Raw genomic sequence first — 17,855 nt, 5'->3', positions numbered from 1 at the left:
TGCATGGGGTGAAAAAGGGCATCGCGATGTTGATCGCGATGCCCTTTTTATTTGGCAGACCGGAGAATCAGCCCGCCGGCGTCTGACCGATCTCGTGGTTGGCCAGATACTCCAGCGCGCGGACCATTCCGGAGTGATCCCACGCCTTGCCGCCATGCGCCACGCAAGCGTTGAACAGCGCCTGGCAGGTCGCGGTGTTGGGCAGCGACACGCCAAGCGACTGCGCCGTAGAGAGCGCGAGGTTCAAATCCTTCTGATGCAATTCAATGCGAAAGCCCGGATTGAACGTGCGTTTGGTCATGCGTTCGCCGTGCACTTCCAGGATGCGCGACGACGCGAAACCGCCCATCAGTGCCGTACGTACTTTCTCCGCGTCTACGCCGGCTTTGGACGCCAGCAACAACGCTTCGCCGACCGCTTCGATCGTCGCCGCGACGATCACCTGATTCGCCAGCTTGCAGACCTGTCCCGCGCCGACTTCACCAATCAGCGAGACGTTTTTGCCCATCATGTCGAAGAGTGGTTTCACGCTGTCGAAGGTAACTTGCGAGCCGCCGACCATGATTGTGAGCGATGCGGCTTTTGCACCGACTTCGCCACCGGAGACAGGCGCGTCCAGGTAGTCCGCACCGCGCTCGCGGACCTTCGCTGCGAACTCGCGGGTCGCAATGGGCGAGATCGAGCTCATGTCCACCACGACCTGGCCTTCGCGCAGCGCGGCGACCACGCCGTTCTCGCCGAACAGCACACGTTCCACGTCGGGCGTATCCGGCACCATGACGAAGATCACGTCGGCTTGGCGCACGACGGCGGCCGGGCTGTCGCACGCGAGCGCGCCGGCCTGGGTCAGCGTGTCCGGCACGCCGCTGCGCGTAAATGCCGCCAGCGCCACGCCGTTCTTGATGAGGTTCTCGGCCATGGGCTTGCCCATGATGCCAAGACCGATGAAGCCCGCTTTTTGCATGTCTATCTCCACAAGTTGTCTGGGTGCGGCCGGCTGACGTCCAGCTGCTGTCCGGCTGCTGTCCTGCTATTGCTGCATGAAATGTTTCTGCACCGCTTGCGCCGCATTCCTGAGAAGGCCCATGTCGGCGCATACCGCGATCACCTTGCAGCCCATCGACAGGTACCGTTGCGCATCGGCCTGCACGGGCGCCAGCGTGCCGCTCGCCTTGCCTGCCACGCGGGCGCGCTCGAACACGTGTGCGATGGCCTGCTGCACGTCCGGGTGATTCGGATTGCCGATGTGTCCGTACGACGCCGCCAGATCCGACGGGCCGAGAAATACGGCGTCAACGCCTTCGACGGCGAGGATCTCATCGATTGCTTCAACCGCTGTCCGGCTTTCGATCTGGACCACGACGCAAATGTTGTCGTTCGCGGTGCTTAAGTAGTCGCTTACCGTCCCGTAGCGGTTACCGCGATGACCTACCGACACCCCGCGAATCCCTTGCGGCGGATAACGCGTCGCGGCGACGGCACGAGCGGCGTCGGCGGCGCTGTCGACGAAGGGGATCAGGAAGTTGAAGAAGCCGCTATCAAGCAGCCGTTTGATCACCACGCTGTCATTGGCCGGCGGCCTTACCACGGGGGCGCTACGGCTGTCCTTGAGCGCCATGAGCTGGGGGATCAGGGTGAGGACGTCGTTTGGCGCGTGCTCGGCGTCGAGCAAGATCCAGTCAAAGCCCAGCATGCCGAGCAGCTCGGTCGTGATCGGGCTGCCGAGCGATGCCCAGCATCCGATCTGGGTTTCGCTCTGCAGGACCGACTGGCGAAACGTGTTGGGCAAGGGCTGGTAAGGCGAAGACGGTGTCATGGCTAGGCTTCCTCTGGCTTGACGCCTTGAGTTGGACGGTGAAAATAGTCCGGCAATCTCATACGTTATCAGACGTCATATTACATCGCGGCTTTTCGGAACTGCAAGTGGGTTGGCGGTGAAAAAGGCCGGCAAGGCGTATTCCCGGCGGTACGTGCTCCGTAGGCCCGCGCGAGAGGGGCACGAGGCGCAACAGACTGCGGGGGGCTGCGCCCCTGCGTCGGAATGACAAGTCTTGCGTCTTGCGCCGTCCGAGGCCCAAAGCGTGTGGCCACGCGTATAACCAGTATTTGCCGAATCGCCGTCCGGCACTGCATGACGCCCGCCAGAGCCTTATGAAACAAGGCTTTTCGCCACCTCGCTGCAATCTTCCCCTCCCGCCTGCCCGCCTAAACTTATTCGCCCACACGCCGTAAGGAGAGGGTCGGCACGGGCCGATGTCCTCGCGCGAAGCGGCGCATCGTATGGAGATTCGATGAAAACAGCGGTAAGCATCAAGGCATGGCTCAGTATCCTGGTGGCGGCATTTGCCATCATGTTGGCTGCGACGGGCGGCTACAGCATCTACGCGGCGCGAACGGCGGACGCGTCCATGCGCGCGCTCTACATGCAGGACACCGGCGGTCTGGACCTGCTCGCCAAGGACACGATCCGCTTGCTGATCGCGCGCACGGCGTTGCAGGACTACGACCCGCGCGCAGGCAGCGCGGAGTCGGCCGCATTGCTGCGTGATGCTCAAGGCGCGATCAATGGCGCGAACGCAGCATGGAAAGCGTTTGCAGTACTTGCAAGCGGCCACGAAGAGCAAACGCTCATGCAGACCGCGGACGCCGCACGCGAGCAACTTGTCCAGCAGACATTGTTGCCGGCCGTAGAGGCGCTGGAATCCAAGCGCGTCAGCGATATCCGCGAGTTCAACGAGAACCAGATCAAGGACGCATTCAGCGCCTACGATGCCGCGCTGCAGCCACTCGTCGCCATGGAGTTCGAGCACGGCAAGACACGTTTTGAAGCCTCGCAGCGACGCACCACCACTGTTACCTGGATCGCCTCGACGCTGCTGGCGGCCGGGCTCGTGCTTGCGTTCTTCTCGCGTGTCGCCCTGGAGCGGATCGTGATCGTGCCGTTGCGGGCAGCCGTGAATGCATGCACGGAGATTGCCGGAGGCAACCTGGCATCCCGGCTCACTGTGCACCGGCACGATGAAATCGGCCGTCTGATAGCGGGGTTGTCGACGATGCAACAAGGCTTGAGCACGATAGTCGGGGGCGTACGCGACGGTACGGAACAGATGGCCGTGGGGACACGCGAGATAGCGTCGGGAAACATCGACCTGTCGCAGCGAACCGAAGAACAAGCCGCTTCGCTGCAGGAAACGTCAGCGAGTATCGGCCAACTGACGGGCACGGTGCGCCAGAACGCCGACAGCGCCCGGCAAGCAAGCGACCTCGCGCAAACGGCATCGACAACGGCGAGTCACGGCGGTCAGGTTGTAGCCGACGTGGTGTCGACCATGGACGGTATTAATAGTAGTTCGAAGCAAATTTCGGAGATTATCGGGGTGATCGAAGGGATTGCGTTCCAGACCAATATCCTGGCGCTGAACGCAGCGGTCGAAGCGGCGCGCGCGGGCGAACAAGGACGTGGATTCGCCGTGGTGGCAAGTGAGGTGCGCGCGTTGGCGCAACGTTCGGCCGGGGCCGCGAAGGAGATTCGCGAACTGATCACCACGTCGGTGGAGCGCGTGGGGAACGGCTCGGTGCTGGTCAGGAATGCGGGCAGTGCGATGAGCGACATCATTGTCGCGGTGGGCAGGGTCACGGACATCATGCGGGAGATCACGGTGGCGTCCGAGGAGCAGACCACTGGTATCGAGCAGGTTAACGTGGCGATCGCGCAGATGGACCAGGTGACGCAGCAAAACGCGGCGCTGGTCGAACAGGCCGCGGCAGCGGCGGCGTCGCTGGAAACGCAGGCGGCGCAGATGAACGCGGCCGTCGCGCTTTTCAAACTGGCGCAGGTCTAGCGGTACGTGAAACCGCGTCGTGCGTTCGGCTCATGCATCCGAATGCGGCAGCGTCTCGGGCCAACGGTTCTCTTCGACGCAATTCGATGTAGGCACGCGCTTGGCCCAACCCTCTGCCTGCAGCATCGGTTCGTCGTAGAAATGCTCGACATGCCCGATGCACAGAATGGCGACCGGCTTCGCGTCTACGGGCATATGCATGAGCCGTTGAACAGCGCCGACGTCGAACAGCGACACCCAGCCCACCCCGAGCCCTTCGGCGCGCGCGGCCAGCCAGATGTTCTGGATCGCGCACGCGACCGATGCCAGGTCCATTTCCGGCAGCGTCCGGCGGCCGAAAATGTGATGCTCGCGATTCTCCATCAATCCGACAACCACGACTTCGCCGCAGTCCAGGATGCCCTGGACCTTGAGCCGCATGAATTCATCGCTGCGCTCGTTGAGCGCAACGGCGGTGGCGCGCCGCTCGGTCTCCACGATGTCATGCAATGCGACGCGCAGGTTCTGGTCCGTAACCCTGACGAAACGCCAGGGCTGCATGAAACCGACGCTCGGCGCATGGTGCGCGGCGTCGATCAACCGCGCCATTTGATCGGCGGCGACGGGTGCGTTGGTGAAATGCCGCATGTCACGGCGTTCGTGGATCGCGCGGTAGACCGCGGCAATCTCAGGTTCGGAAAAACGCTTGAAGGTCGAATCAGTCATACATCCATGCTTAAAAAAATGCTGTAGGGGCGAACAACCGGGCGAACAATTCGGCAAAGGAGGGAGCCACGCACCTCGGCGTCGATCGTCAGGAAACGGAGTTTTCCCAGTTCACATCCGCCGCCTGGTCCACGCACCGCTAACGCGCACCGATGTCGCTATACGCCACATCCGCGTCGCCTTCCGATAAATCTTCCGATCTCACACTGCCGTTATCTGATCAATCGACGCCTGATTCCAGTGGTTCCCTTCACGGTTCGCCCCAGATATCCGGAGGATACAGACCTGTTGCGCCGCGTACTATAGCGACGCAGTGGGGACTAGCCCTTATGCGCAAACACATGACCATTCGCGGCGGCCTGGCCGCGACGATCGCCATTTACACCGTCTTGCTCATCGCGGTAATCGTGGTGGGCATCCTGGGTTTGTACGGCAGCAATTCGGCGTTGAGGGAGATGTATCGCGACGATACCGCTTCGGTGCTGCACCTTAAAACCAGCTCGGAGCGCTTGCTGTTGCTGCGCGCCGGGTTTGGCGAAGTCGAGCAACTGATCAGCGCCGGCAAGCCCGCCGAGCGCGAAATTGCTCGTCAGCACGCGCTCCTTAACGAGAGCAACAAGGAACTGGAAGCTTTTCGGAAGCTTCATGAGCCCGTGCCGGCGGAGAAGGCGCTTATCGACGCCATGCAGGCGCGGCGCGAGCAACTGCTGGCCCAGGTGTTCCAGAAGGCGCTCATCGAGCTCGATCAGGACAATCTGGTGGATTTCCTCACCACCCAGCGAGAAGCGCCGCCCGCGCTGTTTTCCGACTATCAAAGCGCGCTGACCGCTCTTGAAAACTTCCAGGTCGAACGCCAGAAAGCACGCTTCGACACCACCGACGCACGTTTCGAAGCCATGCTCTGGACGCTCGGCGCTGCTGCGGTCGTCGCCCTCGTCGTCGGCTTCTTCGCGCTGAGGATATTGACCCGGGCGATCGTGCGGCCGATTGATATGGCCGTCGATTATTTCGGCCGGATCTCGGCCGGCGACCTGACAAGCACCGTGACGGTCCAGCGCAACAACGAGATGGGCTACATGCTCAATGCGTTGAAGGGCATGCAGGAGGGGCTTGCGCAGACGGTGCGCAAAGTGCGTTCGAGCGCGGAGACAATCGTGCGTGACGCCCATGCCATCTCGGGCGGCAATCTCGATCTGTCGGCGCGCACGGAGCAGCAGGCTGCCTCGCTTCAGGAAGCTGCATCGAGCATGGAGCAGTTGACCGCCACCGTCAGGCAGAACGCCGACAACGCGCGCAACGCCAGCGAGCTTGCTGCGGGCGCATCCGATATCGCGTTGCGCGGCGGGGAAGTGGTGAACCGCGTGGTCGCGACCATGGACACGATCTCGGGCAGCTCCGACAAGATCGTGGGTATTGTCGGCGTGATTGAAGGGATCGCGTTCCAGACCAACATCCTCGCGCTGAATGCGGCCGTGGAAGCCGCGCGGGCAGGCGAGCAGGGCCGGGGTTTCGCGGTCGTTGCAAGCGAAGTGCGAAGCCTTGCGCAACGCTCGGCATCGGCGGCGAAGGAGATCAAGGAACTGATCGGTACGTCGACGTTGAGCGTGAAGGACGGCAGCCAGCTCGTGGCTCATGCGGGCGCGACCATGGTGGAAGTCGTGGAAGCGGTCAGACGCGTGAGCGCGATCATGGCGGAGATCAGCCTGGCTTCGGGCGAGCAGACCACAGGTATCGAACAGGTCAACGTGACGGTAGCGCAAATGGAAGAGATGACGCAGCAGAACTCGGCACTGGTGGAAGAGGCGTCTGCGGCGGCGGTGTCGCTGGAAGAACAGAGCCGGCAGTTGAACGATGCGGTGGCACTGTTCCGGCTGAAAGCCGTCGCATGACACTCCAGTCTTCCACCCGCCGCATCGGGCGATGAGGAGGCGTCGGTCAACCAAATGAAGTTGATTACCTTACATCTTGTCTATACAAATATTAAGAATGTTCATTGACATCAATCACGCGCTCGACATGAAAAATTAAGCCTAGAACGTTGATTAAAATAAATATAGTTCGGAAATACCCAAGTCTGTACAAAACCCCGTTAGGGGTAAACGTCCATAATAGCGAACTTGTATATACATATTGCTTCCCTTAAAGTCGCATTGAATCGTGAGCGCCGCCCGACGGCGTTCGCGGTTCGGGCTGTCGTGCAGGCGTATTTCGCGACGACGTATTGAAAGAAGCTGGCCACACGCGGTTCACGCGACGCCACTGACTCGAGGGTATCCATGTCCGTATCAAAGACCGGCGCTATTGCCGAACGCCGCACCATCGACTACATCCCCGACGCCGAACGTCATGGCGGCCTTGCCAGTCAGTTCACGCTATGGCTGGCCGCGAACCTGCAGATCACCGCGATCGTTACTGGTGCGCTTGCGGTCGTGCTCGGCGGCGACGTGTTCTGGTCCTTGATCGGCCTGATGGTCGGTCAACTGTTGGGCGGCGGTGTGATGGCGTTGCACGGAGCGCAGGGGCCGCAACTCGGACTGCCGCAAATGATATCGAGCCGCGTGCAGTTCGGCGTGTACGGTGCGGTGATTCCCATCGCGCTGGTGTGCCTGATGTACGTCGGCTTCTCGGCGAGCGGCTCGGTGCTCGCGGGGCAGGCAGTCGCGCAGCTACTGCACGTGGACGACGCGATTGGCATTGTCGTGTTCACGGTGGTGATTGTCGGGTTTACGGTGTTCGGATACCGCGTGATTCACGCGATTGGCCGCGTCGCCAGCGTGATCGGCGTGCTGGCGTTCGTGTACATGTTTGCGCGGCTGCTGACGGGTCACGATATCGGCTCGCTGCTGGCGAACCGTCACTTCACGTTGAGCAGCTTTCTGCTGTCGATGTCGCTATCCGCGTCGTGGCAGATCGCGTTTGGCCCGTACGTTGCCGACTATTCTCGCTATCTGCCTTCTTCCACGTCGCCGCGCAAGACGTTTTGGGCCATCGGACTTGGATCGGTGATCGGCGCGCAGGTGGCGATGGTGTTTGGCGTGTTCGCCGCCGCGCTCGCCGGCAAGCAGTTTTCGCATCACGAGGTGTCGTTTGTCGTCAGCCTCGGCGGGAGCGGGGCGATCGCCGCGCTGCTTTACTTCGCCATCGCGTTCGGCAAGATCACGATCACGACGCTCAATGCGTACGGCAGCGTAATGTCGATCGCGACGGTGGTCAGCGGCTTTCGCGGTGAGCAGCGTCTGTCGACGCGTAACCGCGCGATCTACATTGTCGGGATGGTTGGACTTGCGATGGGCCTCGCGCTCGCCGGTCGTCACGCATTCCTGAAGGAGTTCTCGTCGTTCATCCTGTTCCTGCTCGCGTTCTTTACGCCGTGGAGCGCGATCAACCTGGTCGACTATTACTTCATTACCAAAGATCGTTACGACGTCCCCGCGCTTTACGATCCGGATGGCCGCTACGGTCGCTGGAACGTGACCGGAATCGTGGTGTATGCAATCGGGGTGCTCGTGCAATTCCCCTTCATTTCGAGCGCGTTCTATACCGGCCCATTGGTGGACAAACTCGACGGCGCTGACATTTCCTGGATCGTCGGGCTCGTGGTGCCGGCGGCGCTGTATTACGTTGTCGCTCGCCACAAGGCACACGCTGCGCCCGCGCATTTGATTTTGCCTGCCCAGCCGACGTCTACAGGGAAGTAGCAGGCGCCAGCTTTGCGTTGCATCGTCCCGTCAGGCTTCTCCGATTTTGCGATCGCTCATGCCCAGTGCGCCGCTACCCAGACGTTCCCAACCCAGTGCCCCGGCACCCACAGTACGGGGCGCGGCACGGGCGTCATGTAGACGACGCGCGGAGCGACATACACTGCCGGTGGCGGGGGCGGTGCGTAGATAACCGGAGGAGGCGGCACATACGCAACCGGGGGCGGCGGCGCATACACGACCGGAGGGGGCGGCACATAGACGACCGGTGGAGCCACGACCACCGGCTTGGGCGCGACGACGACTGTTGTGCTGCCCGTCGTGACGACGCCCGCGGTAGTAATCGTTCCACTTGTCGTCACGGTGTTGCCGTATGTACCTGTCGCGCTGGCAGAGGTCGTGACGACACCCGGTGCGACCCGCGTCGCCGTACCTGAGTGGTAGACGGCCCCGCCGTCCGAACCAGTCACCGTGCCCGAACGGGAGCACGAAGCACCCGCGCAATTCGTCGATGCCGAATGGTCGACCGTGTTGCCGTTCGAGCCAGTGATCGACCCGGATGATGAATACTGGCCCGGCGCGGTTCTAGTTACGTCGCCGGATGTGGAGGCCGTCTTGCCGTCTGGTCCGGTGAGGGTGCCGGTGTGCGCGCATGTGCCGCCCGCGCAACTGGTGTCGCCGGCGTGCTGCACTGAGTTGCCGTAGCGTCCGGTCGCGGTGCCCGAATTCGAAAACTCGCCTGGCGCGTTGCGGGTTACCGTACCCGTGTTGGACGCGAAGCCACCGTAAGGGCCGGCGACGCCGCCTGCATGCGAACAGCTGCCGCCGCCACACGAGCCATATCGAGCGCCGTTATACGTGCCACGCGACGTGTACGCGGTGCCGTGCTGCGACCAGGCGAAAGCAGAAGCGCTGCCGAGACCGAGCATGGCGATGGTTGCTGCGAGCACAAGCCTGCGCAGGGCGCCACGTGCCGATGTGGCGGTCGCGGCGGACGTGAGGAAAGCGGCGGTGGCCGGGGGGACGAACGAGCGGGTATTCACACTATCTCCTTTGTAGTTCAGGGCCACTTCCGGCACTGCGGCGTGGCGATGAGCGGACTATAGGAGTGCGCGCGGATTTAATCATCAACAAAGATATGTCACGCCGTGTCACCGCGGCGCAGTCTTGCCAGACGGGGGGTTGGGAGCGGAGGACGCACGCCGTGACATATTTCGACATGAATTGTTGCGAGTCGAAATGCAATACGGCTGTGCGTGGTGTCGCGGTCTTTCGATCGCAATGGACATGGTGAGCATAGCTAAGCCAGGGCGAAACCGCCAAGGGCATCAATTTTCTGTTCGGCTCGCGGTTTAAAAAAACTCTCGAAGTCGTCTTTGTCGGAAATCGTGCGCGTATGGCTGGACCGAAACTGTCGTGATCTGTGTTTTTCCAAACGAAGTCAAAACGGTGGAGGGCATCAATGAATACGCTGACGTTGCTGAGGTTGACTCTGACGATTAATCGACCGGGCACCAACGACCAGAATCCGGGCACACATTGGCCCGCGCACCGTTCAGCCAGACTTGCTCTTCATCCAGTTGCAGCGAGGTCGAAGGGTCGATGTCGAAGGCAACCCTAAGTGCGTCCCCAACGTGGGCATCTTCGATGGGAAGCTCCCAGGTCAGGAATATCTGGGTGCAATCCTGATCAGGCGCGAAGTCGGCCACATTAAAGCCGCTGCTGCCGCGTTGAATGACGCCATGAGGCTGACCGGTATCGAAAATCACAGCCGTACCCCGGGTCAGCGGGATTCGATGACCTATTGCAGGAAAGTGCAAGTCCAGACCCCGGTCCTCGCTCATGAAGAGATTGCAAAAGGCCGCGCCGCCATATTGCGCGCCGTCGTGGTGATACTTAGCGCCACGGCAGGCCATGAGCGCTACGTCACTGGAGGGAAGTATCCCAGGCAGCCCAAGCGCGCACGTCCAATCGGATAGCGCCTGCACGCAACGCTTGTAGTCCGGCCAGCGTGCGCGCGCTCGCGCCAAGGGCATGACCTCGACGTCCCCGGGCGCAAGGACCATCCGCGACGATATCTCCCTTTCCCAATCTGCAAGCAGACGCGCAGAGGGCGCGGGTACGTCGACCGTGCCTGTCAGCACGATGTCGCTCACGCGTCGGCTGCGGATAGTGTCGCCACTCCAGAAATAGGAAGTGAGGAGGTCTCGCGCTCGATGCTGTTGAGGGGGGGCATTCATCTCGGTCATTGCAATTTAGGCGGTTGCGGGTTGTTCGCCGGATTGCTGTCAATCTTGACTACCCGCTCGATTCCGGAGGTGCCTGTCAGCGCTGACAATTCAGCGTGCAGCAGATCGGCAATCTCTCTGGGGTAGACCTCCTCACTATCCACGTAAAGAGTGAAAGACTGCAGATATCTGGCTTTTTTCTCAGGATTCTCGATCGTTTCCTTGGTCCATTGGTAAAGTGAATACTTTTCCGGGCCAAGTCTTTCTGCTTCATTAACGTAGTCAGAAAAGGCATCGAACTGGCATGTCAACGAGGCGTCATGTCGACTTAGTACATCACGTAGCCCAGGAGGCATGCGCTGCGGATCTGCGCGCAGGGTCGCTGCGGTCTCGGGCGAGACAGTGATCCTGACTTGGAATAGCCATGCGTCATTCTTAGCCATCATTCCACCGTGGGCCATGCCAGATGCGGCGACGTCCAGTCCAGTTCACTACCGACAACCATCACCCGCTCGTCACACGTGAACGCCATGGTCACGCCGACCGACGCGCGCCCGCTGGTCAGCGACAAATACGGTTGGCAGAACACAGCCGTTCCCATGTTCGCCACCGCCTTCCAGTAATACGGCCGATGATCCCACCGCCCCGACTGCGAAGCAAATAACGGCCCGAGGCGCAAGTCTGCGCTCGATCCCGCGCGGCCGCTAATTTCCTGCCCTAAAATGCGCCCGGTATCGTCGAGAACAAAGCAGCGTTTGCACAGTTCCAGCTTTGCCATGGGCGCGATGGCCTCTTCGACACTGGCCCCGTTCGTCAACGCCGCCGCCGCGGCGTTGAGCATGGCGAGATATGGCGCCAACTGCCCTTCGAAGCGCGCGGTGCGCACGGCCCGGCCTTCGGCAATCACATCGAATGCGTGATCGATGCGCCGCGTCACCGCTGCCGCCGAAGGCAGCGTAGCACTCGGCCTGCCCAGCAAGAACCCTTGCGCGAAATCGACGTTCGATTCGACGGCCAGGATAAGCTCCTCGGTCGTCTCGATCCCTTCCACCACCACCAGCATGTCAGCCCGATGCAGCAGCGAAACAATGGTGGGCAGCAGGGGCTGATCCGAGGCACGGCTCTTCGCGCGGATCAACGCGCCATCGAGCTTGACGAAGTCGGGCTGGATGCGCAGCAGGCGGTCGAGGTTGGAGTGGCCCGTGCCGAAGTCATCGACTGCAATCAGGAAACCGCAGCCGCGATACCGCCATGCAGCCAGCGCAAGCTCCTCGACGTCCACCCCCTCCGACTCGAGAATCTCCAGCACCACACCGCGAGGATCGAGCCCCGCTTCGAAGACGATGGCCGCCAGCGTCTGCTCATAACCCGGCTGGATGAAGGTGGACGGCGCGACGTTCAGGAACAGCCAGCAGTCGATCGGCAAGCGCTTGCGGGCGTTCGCGAGATGGAGATGGTGGGTCAGTGAATCCAGGTCGCTGATGCCGGCATTCGACTGCGGGGCGAACAGCTTGTCGGGCCGCAGCGGCGTGCCATGCTGGTCGAAGCCGCGAAGCAGGGCTTCGAAACCCACCTGCTTCTGATGCGACAAACTGTAAACCGGCTGGTAGTGAGTGAACAGGTCGAATGCGCCCCAGCGGGTGACAACGACCGGTTCCTCATCGACCCGTGTGTCGTTGTCTTCATCGAGAGCGGTGGCACGCACACGTTCGACCTGTCTTGCTTGCTCGACGAACACCCGGTTATGGCCCGCGTGTTTCGCGCGCAATAGCGCTTCGTCGGCACGATCGAGCAGCTCGGTGGCGGTCTCGTTCGACCGGCGGTGCGCCACGCCGAAGCTGGCGGTGAGAAAGCCGTCGGGCCGACGTATCGATGCAATGAGGATGCGCAGCGTGTCGGCAAGCCCGGTCGCGCGATCCGGATCGGGCGCCTTGATAAGGACCGCGAACTCCTCGCCGCCCAGCCGTCCGACCAGCGCTTGCGCGGGCACGGCGTCCTTCAAAACCTTGGTGACGTCCATCAGCGCTTCGTCGCCTCGCGCGTGGCCGTACTGGTCGTTCAGGGACTTGAAGCGATCAATGTCCAGGAAGATCGCGCTGACGACGTCATCGTGACCTTTCGTTTCGCTCAGCATCTGTTGCGCCTGCTCGAGAAAAGCACGCCGGTTCAGAAGCTGGGTCAAGGGATCGGTCGCGGCGAGCGCCAGCAACTTCTCTTCGAGCAGGAAGTGGTTCAGCCGGAACCAGTAGAAGCCGAAATGGAATGTAGTCGCCGTCGGAATGCCGATAGCCACCCACATTGCGCATAAGACGTAGTCGTCGTGGGTGAAGGGCACCGCCATCACAAAGGGCAGCCCGGCCAGGTAGAACGCAATGGTTCCCAGGATGAAATGCCGCGGCGTCAGCCACAGCGGCGCCGCGCAGATCGGGATGACCATGCCGGCCGGCAGCATCCAGAAGAGCGGTTTTTCGATGCCTTGAACATTGATCACCACGCCGATCTGGAGCACGACGACGTAAAGCACGCCGATCAGGCCAAATATAAAAGTAGACGGAGCCTTGGGGATTGCCGTGACCAGCAACAACATGGCGAGAGCGCATATCAGGCGCGGCCAGAGCGATAAGTCGACCCCTGTTACGTGGGCTCGGGCGGTGACGAAAATCAGGTATGCCACCACGGTAAAGGCCATGGTGACCGTTGATAACGGCCGTTGCTGATCCATCGACCGGCGGTGGAAAGAGAGTCGGAGCGCGGGCGAGATCGTTGGCGGAAGCAGGGAGGTGAGCATGTTTTCGGGTAAGTTTTAGCAGCCTCATTAATTAATGAGGGCTGTCGGCTGCGCCGCGCCGAGTTGTTTGAACTACCGCAGGTGTTTAAATAACATGATCTGACTATCGTCGGATGAAATGGATTGTCGTACCAGGTGCGATCGGGCTCAAGAGAATGTTTACTCAACCGTATCGTTTTGGGGAATTAGGGCATGCGTGTTTTGGCTGCAGGCCCCGTGCGGGCGGGAGAAGGGGTGAATAGCGGGGTGAATTGCGGGGTGATTCGTGCGCAGTGCAGCCATTGCCGGCAAGGGTATACAGCGGCTGTCCGGCATTGCGGACAATTCAAAATCGTATAAATAGGCAGCGCAACAGCCCGTTAAGTGTCTTCACTCGGTAAATGGGAACCCGTTGATTTGGATGCTGGGTTGTGCTTCGCACAACATGTCTTTCTACATCGAAGGCCGTAATACCTTCGATACATCTGCTTTCAAGTCAGCCGCGAGCGAGAAGTGCGGCGCATTTCCACCTCTGTTTCTTCCTATGCACGCGTGCCATCGCGAGAGCGGCTCGCACCCTTAATTTTCATCGGTCTCGGCCGGCGCGTTCATAACCGTCAGTCTGCGCACGACCATGCAATTTGCCGCAGCGTTGTTGCCATTTCGAATGCTTCCAATTCGTGTATTCATCTAGACGTCTTGCAAGCGTCACCGCGACGTCATGTTGTGTTCCTAGAATCCTTTTCGACGCTGCCAGGCTTTGACATGCGATTGTGAGGACACCATGGATGCAATTCACATTGAACGTCTCTGCAAGACGTTCAATAACGGCCGCAAGGCACTCGACTCCATCGACCTGAAAGTCGGTGAGGGAGAAATGATCGCGCTGATCGGTGCGTCGGGTTCAGGGAAGTCCACGCTTTTGCGGCACATTGCAGGCTTTACGGCATCCGACCCCGCGCCTTCGCACGTCACTCTGCTCGGCCGGCCCATCCAGCAAAACGGCAAGGTGGCGCGCGAGGTTCGTCGAATCCGTCGCGATGTCGCGTTTGTCTTTCAGCAGTTCAATCTCGTTGGGCGTCTCACCGTGCGCACCAATGTGCTGCTCGGGGCGTTGTCGCGGGTGCCGCTATGGCGGCGTCTTATCGGCCGGTTTCCGCGGGTGGAGCATGAGCTTGCGATGGCGTCGCTCAGTGCAATGGGGATTGGCGATCACATCAACGAGCGCGCCAGCACGCTGTCCGGCGGTCAGCAACAACGCGCCGCGCTGGCGCGTGCGCTCGTGCAGCGAGCCCGCATTGTCCTCGCCGATGAACCCATTGCATCGCTCGATCCCGAGTCGTCCCGGCGTGTCATGGAACTGCTCCAGTCGTTGAATGAGGATCACGGCTTGACCGTGGTGGTGTCCCTGCATCAGATCGACGTAGCGATGAAATATTGCGCGCGTACCGTCGCGCTGCGTGACGGTCGCGTGGTCTACGACGGTCCGTCCGCGAGCCTCACGCCATCCCTTCTGCGGGAACTGTATGGTGCTGCGGCGCAAGAGTTGCTGACCGACACGCAGAGCGCGCAGCGCGAAGTGGCGAAGCAGGTCGAACGTGCCGGTGACCGTGCCGCGGTGCGCCCCGAAGGCGCGTCGGCCCGCTCCGCGGCGTTCGCGTCGGCGTCCGCTGCCAGTTCCTGACCTTGTGCCCTCAGTGTGTTTTTGAACACCCGCGTTGAATACCTGCTTGACCTCTCTAAACCTGGACTCATTCAATGAAATCAGCCCGTCTTTTTCTGGCCGGCGTGGCCGTAGCTGCCTGCTTTGCCACGCAGGTGGTGCGCGCCGAAACGCTCAACCTCGGCATTATCTCAACCGACAATTCGTCCGCGCTCAAGCAGCGCTGGCAGCCGCTGATCGACGACCTCAACAAGCAGACCGGCCTCGACGTCAAGCCGTTCTTCGCGACCGACTATGCCGGTATTATCGAAGCCATGCGTTTTAACAAGGTGCAGATCGGCTACTTTGGTAACGCCTCCGCTATTGAAGCCGTCGATCGCGGCAATGGTGAAGTGTTCGCGAAGGTGAAGTACAAGAGCGGCGAAGCGGGCTACTACTCGCTGCTGATCACGAACGTGAACAGCAAGTGGAAGACTATTGACCAGGTACTGAAGAACACACACGACATCAACCTCGGTTTTGGCGACCCGAATTCGACCTCGGGCACACTGGTGCCGTCGTATTACCTGTTTGCGAAGAACGGCATCTCGGTGCGCAATGACTTCAAGAGCGTGCTTCCGTCCAGTCATGAAGCGAACATGCTGGCTGTAGTGAACAACCGTGTCGACATCGCGACCAACAACACCGACATGGTCGAGACGCTGAGACAGAATCACCCCGATTTGCTCAAACAGGTTCGCATATTGTGGAAGTCGCCGCTGATTCCGTCAGATCCGCTGGTATGGCGTCGTGACTTGCCGCAGGCAACGAAGGACAAGCTGCGCAACTTCTTCGATCACTACGCGCAAAGCGATCCGCACGAGCAGGCGATCATGGCGGGGATCACGGGTTTGTCGGGCTTCACGGATTCCAGCGACGCTCAACTCATCCCCATCCGTCAAATGGCTTTGTTCCAGAAGAAGCAGCAGATTCAGAACGACGCGCACATGTCCGACTCGGACAAGAAAACTCAACTCGCGGCGCTCGACCAGAAGCTTTCGCAACTGGATAGCGTGGCCGCGAAGTGAAGCACAACGCCGACGCCTATCCCCTCGACACCGCACGGAGCGCTTCGCTGCCGCTGAAGCTCGAACTGCGGCAACCGAAGCGAAGCTGGTTGTCCATGTTCGGATGGTTAGTGGTGGTGGCCCTGCTCGGGCTGTCCTGGCACAGCGCCGACATGCGCCCGCTCGATCTCTTCAGCGATTCCGGCAACATGCTGCAGTTCGGCAAGGACTTCTTCCCGCCGGACTTCTCCGACTGGCGCACCTATGTCCACGAGATGATCGTCACCCTTGCGGTAGCGGTGTGGGGAACGGCGCTCGCGCTGGTGTGCGCCGTGCCATGCGGGCTGCTGTCGGCTTCCAACATCGCGCCGATGTGGATCGCGCAGCCGGTACGCCGCCTGATGGACTCATGCCGCGCGATCAACGAGATGGTCTTCGCGATGCTGTTTATTGTCGCGGTGGGGCTCGGGCCGTTCTCGGGCGTGCTCGCGCTTTGGGTGCATACGACCGGCGTGCTGGCCAAGCTATTCGCCGAAGCGGTCGAGGCGATTGATGCGCGTCCGGCAGAAGGCGTGCGTGCAACGGGCGCAAGCAGTCTCGATGAAGTCCTTTACGGCGTGCTGCCGCAGGTCCTGCCGTTGTGGATATCGTATGCGCTGTACCGGTTCGAGTCGAACGTACGCTCGGCGATGGTGGTTGGCATGGTCGGCGCGGGCGGAATTGGGGTGGTGTTGTACGAAGCGATCCGCTCGTTCAACTATGCGCAGACCTCGGCCATACTGCTGATGGTCATCGTGATCGTGACACTGATCGACCTGGCCTCCGCGTGGCTTCGTGAACGCGTGATCTGAACGTGTTGGCCGCCGGTTAGCGATCCGCCGGCCAACAGTTCAAAGCCGCGGCTGACTGATTGCGGCCAGTAGCTGCTGGCCCGCTTCGGAAAGCAGACCGGAATTGTCGATGGTGATAAGCCGCGCCTGCTCGGGAAGTGACAAGACAGGGCGACGCGCGAGCCGCGCTTCCATCTGCCGCGAATCTTCGCGGCCGCGCCGCTCGAGCCGTGCCGCAAGGACGATGGGGCTCGCGTGGATGTGGATGAACTGCGTGAGCGGATAACGCTCGAGCGCAGCCGGGGCGTGTTGGCGTGACCCATTGACGACGACCGGTAACCCGCGCGTGAGCCACGCATCGATTTCAACGCCGATGCCATAGTGCAATCCGAGACTTTCCCAATGCATTGAGAAAACGCCGCTGGCCAGACGCGCGGCGAATTCCTCGCGGCTCAGGGCGACATGATTCTCACCATCGGAAACGGGGCGCGTGATGTAGCGATGCGCGAACATCACCTGCGCGCCAATGCGTTCACGAACGAAGCCGAGCAACGAGTCCTTGCCGGCGCCCGACGGTCCCATCACGTAGATCAATCGACCGGTTTCCATGCTCATTCAAGGGCCTCGGAGTGGGCATTCGCAAAGGGCAGGCGCTGCCATAAAGTGAACGGTGCACCCGCGTGCGGTTGAACAAAGAGCGACGCCCCGTGGAAGGGAAGGGGTCCAAGCGCTTCAGCGCGGGTTTGCCACAGGGAGACAATTGCCGCTCGCACCGGAACCGAATCAAGTGCATCGGAGAGCGTCATGTGGAAGCGGAATTCATCGAGCACATACGGGTAGCCCCATTCATGTAAAAGGCTTCGCTGCCGATCGCTCAAGCCCGACGCCAGGCGTCGTTCTGCATCTTCTGCCGAGGGACGCGCGCGCAGCGAGGCGAGCGCGTACAACGCGCTGGCAGCAACCCGGCGGATGGATTCGTCGTCTTCCGGACGCGTGGCTCGCAACGCGACGAAGCGGCCCATCTCGACGGCGGACAGGGGGGAATAAAACGGCGCGATGTGGCTCGCCCACTCGCG

Annotated in this window: 15 protein-coding genes; 6 read left to right on the top strand and 9 right to left on the bottom strand. The window is 61.1% G+C overall.

Going from position 1 to position 17,855, the window contains the following annotated elements; translation table 11 throughout:
- Positions 1 to 67: 67 nt before the first annotated feature.
- Together BSU04_RS25115 and garL are read right to left on the bottom strand one after the other, a co-directional pair.
- Positions 68 to 976, bottom strand: a complete 909-nt coding sequence (locus tag BSU04_RS25115) for a 2-hydroxy-3-oxopropionate reductase (protein ID WP_256983279.1) — start codon at positions 974 to 976, stop codon at positions 68 to 70.
- Positions 977 to 1,030: 54 nt separating this feature from the next.
- Positions 1,031 to 1,816: a 2-dehydro-3-deoxyglucarate aldolase gene (gene garL / locus BSU04_RS25110; RefSeq protein ID WP_089163117.1), complete on the bottom strand. Its 786-nt coding sequence runs from the start codon at positions 1,814 to 1,816 to the stop codon at positions 1,031 to 1,033.
- Positions 1,817 to 2,291: 475 nt separating this feature from the next.
- On the opposite strand from garL, the gene BSU04_RS48595 reads away from it, so the two are divergent.
- Positions 2,292 to 3,842: a methyl-accepting chemotaxis protein gene (locus BSU04_RS48595; RefSeq protein WP_089163116.1), complete on the top strand. Its 1,551-nt coding sequence runs from the start codon at positions 2,292 to 2,294 to the stop codon at positions 3,840 to 3,842.
- A gap of 30 nt (positions 3,843 to 3,872) precedes the next feature.
- Here BSU04_RS48595 and bluB read toward each other — a convergent pair whose 3' ends face one another.
- On the bottom strand, positions 3,873 to 4,547 hold the full coding sequence (bluB, locus tag BSU04_RS25100) for a 5,6-dimethylbenzimidazole synthase (protein ID WP_089163115.1): 675 nt from the start codon (positions 4,545 to 4,547) through the stop codon (positions 3,873 to 3,875).
- A gap of 329 nt (positions 4,548 to 4,876) precedes the next feature.
- Here bluB and BSU04_RS25095 point away from each other — a divergent pair, with 329 nt between their 5' ends.
- Complete coding sequence (locus tag BSU04_RS25095) at positions 4,877 to 6,436, top strand: methyl-accepting chemotaxis protein (RefSeq protein ID WP_089163114.1); 1,560 nt, start codon at positions 4,877 to 4,879, stop codon at positions 6,434 to 6,436.
- Between the two features lie 387 nt (positions 6,437 to 6,823).
- Positions 6,824 to 8,245, top strand: coding sequence for a purine-cytosine permease family protein (locus BSU04_RS25090; protein WP_089163113.1), 1,422 nt, complete (start codon positions 6,824 to 6,826; stop codon positions 8,243 to 8,245).
- 56 nt (positions 8,246 to 8,301) lie between these two features.
- Here BSU04_RS25090 and BSU04_RS25085 read toward each other — a convergent pair whose 3' ends face one another.
- From BSU04_RS25085 to BSU04_RS25070, 4 genes are all read right to left on the bottom strand, one after another.
- Positions 8,302 to 9,288 (bottom strand): hypothetical protein, encoded by a 987-nt coding sequence (locus BSU04_RS25085; protein WP_089163112.1) that lies wholly within the window; start codon positions 9,286 to 9,288, stop codon positions 8,302 to 8,304.
- A 456-nt stretch (positions 9,289 to 9,744) separates the two neighbouring features.
- Entirely contained in the window at positions 9,745 to 10,485 is a 741-nt protein-coding gene (locus BSU04_RS25080; RefSeq protein ID WP_089163152.1) for a hypothetical protein, read from the bottom strand.
- Positions 10,486 to 10,490: 5 nt separating this feature from the next.
- Entirely contained in the window at positions 10,491 to 10,916 is a 426-nt protein-coding gene (locus BSU04_RS25075) for a hypothetical protein (RefSeq protein WP_089163151.1), read from the bottom strand.
- Positions 10,916 to 13,261, bottom strand: coding sequence for an EAL domain-containing protein (locus tag BSU04_RS25070; RefSeq protein WP_089163111.1), 2,346 nt, complete (start codon positions 13,259 to 13,261; stop codon positions 10,916 to 10,918). The genes BSU04_RS25075 and BSU04_RS25070 overlap by 1 nt, the downstream gene beginning before the upstream one ends.
- Positions 13,262 to 14,024: 763 nt before the next feature.
- Between BSU04_RS25070 and phnC the strand changes: the two genes are divergently transcribed.
- The 3 genes from phnC (at position 14,025) to phnE (ending at position 16,800) form a co-directional block, all read left to right on the top strand.
- On the top strand, positions 14,025 to 14,924 hold the full coding sequence (phnC, locus tag BSU04_RS25065) for a phosphonate ABC transporter ATP-binding protein (protein WP_089163110.1): 900 nt from the start codon (positions 14,025 to 14,027) through the stop codon (positions 14,922 to 14,924).
- Positions 14,925 to 14,998: 74 nt separating this feature from the next.
- Positions 14,999 to 15,970: a phosphonate ABC transporter substrate-binding protein gene (gene phnD / locus BSU04_RS25060; RefSeq protein WP_089163109.1), complete on the top strand. Its 972-nt coding sequence runs from the start codon at positions 14,999 to 15,001 to the stop codon at positions 15,968 to 15,970.
- A gap of 95 nt (positions 15,971 to 16,065) precedes the next feature.
- A complete protein-coding gene (phnE, locus tag BSU04_RS25055) occupies positions 16,066 to 16,800 on the top strand; it encodes a phosphonate ABC transporter, permease protein PhnE (RefSeq protein WP_089163150.1) in 735 nt (244 codons plus the stop codon).
- A gap of 39 nt (positions 16,801 to 16,839) precedes the next feature.
- Here phnE and phnN read toward each other — a convergent pair whose 3' ends face one another.
- On the bottom strand, positions 16,840 to 17,394 hold the full coding sequence (phnN, locus tag BSU04_RS25050) for a phosphonate metabolism protein/1,5-bisphosphokinase (PRPP-forming) PhnN (RefSeq protein WP_089163108.1): 555 nt from the start codon (positions 17,392 to 17,394) through the stop codon (positions 16,840 to 16,842).
- On the bottom strand, positions 17,391 to 17,855 hold a 465-nt coding region (locus BSU04_RS25045), incomplete at its 5' end, for a DUF1045 domain-containing protein (RefSeq protein WP_144021347.1). The genes phnN and BSU04_RS25045, both read right to left, overlap by 4 nt.

The organism is Caballeronia sordidicola, from assembly GCF_002220365.1.
Classification (GTDB): domain Bacteria; phylum Pseudomonadota; class Gammaproteobacteria; order Burkholderiales; family Burkholderiaceae; genus Caballeronia; species Caballeronia sordidicola_C.
Note: the sequence above shows the minus strand (reverse complement) of the source record. Positions and strands in the feature narration are given on the sequence as shown.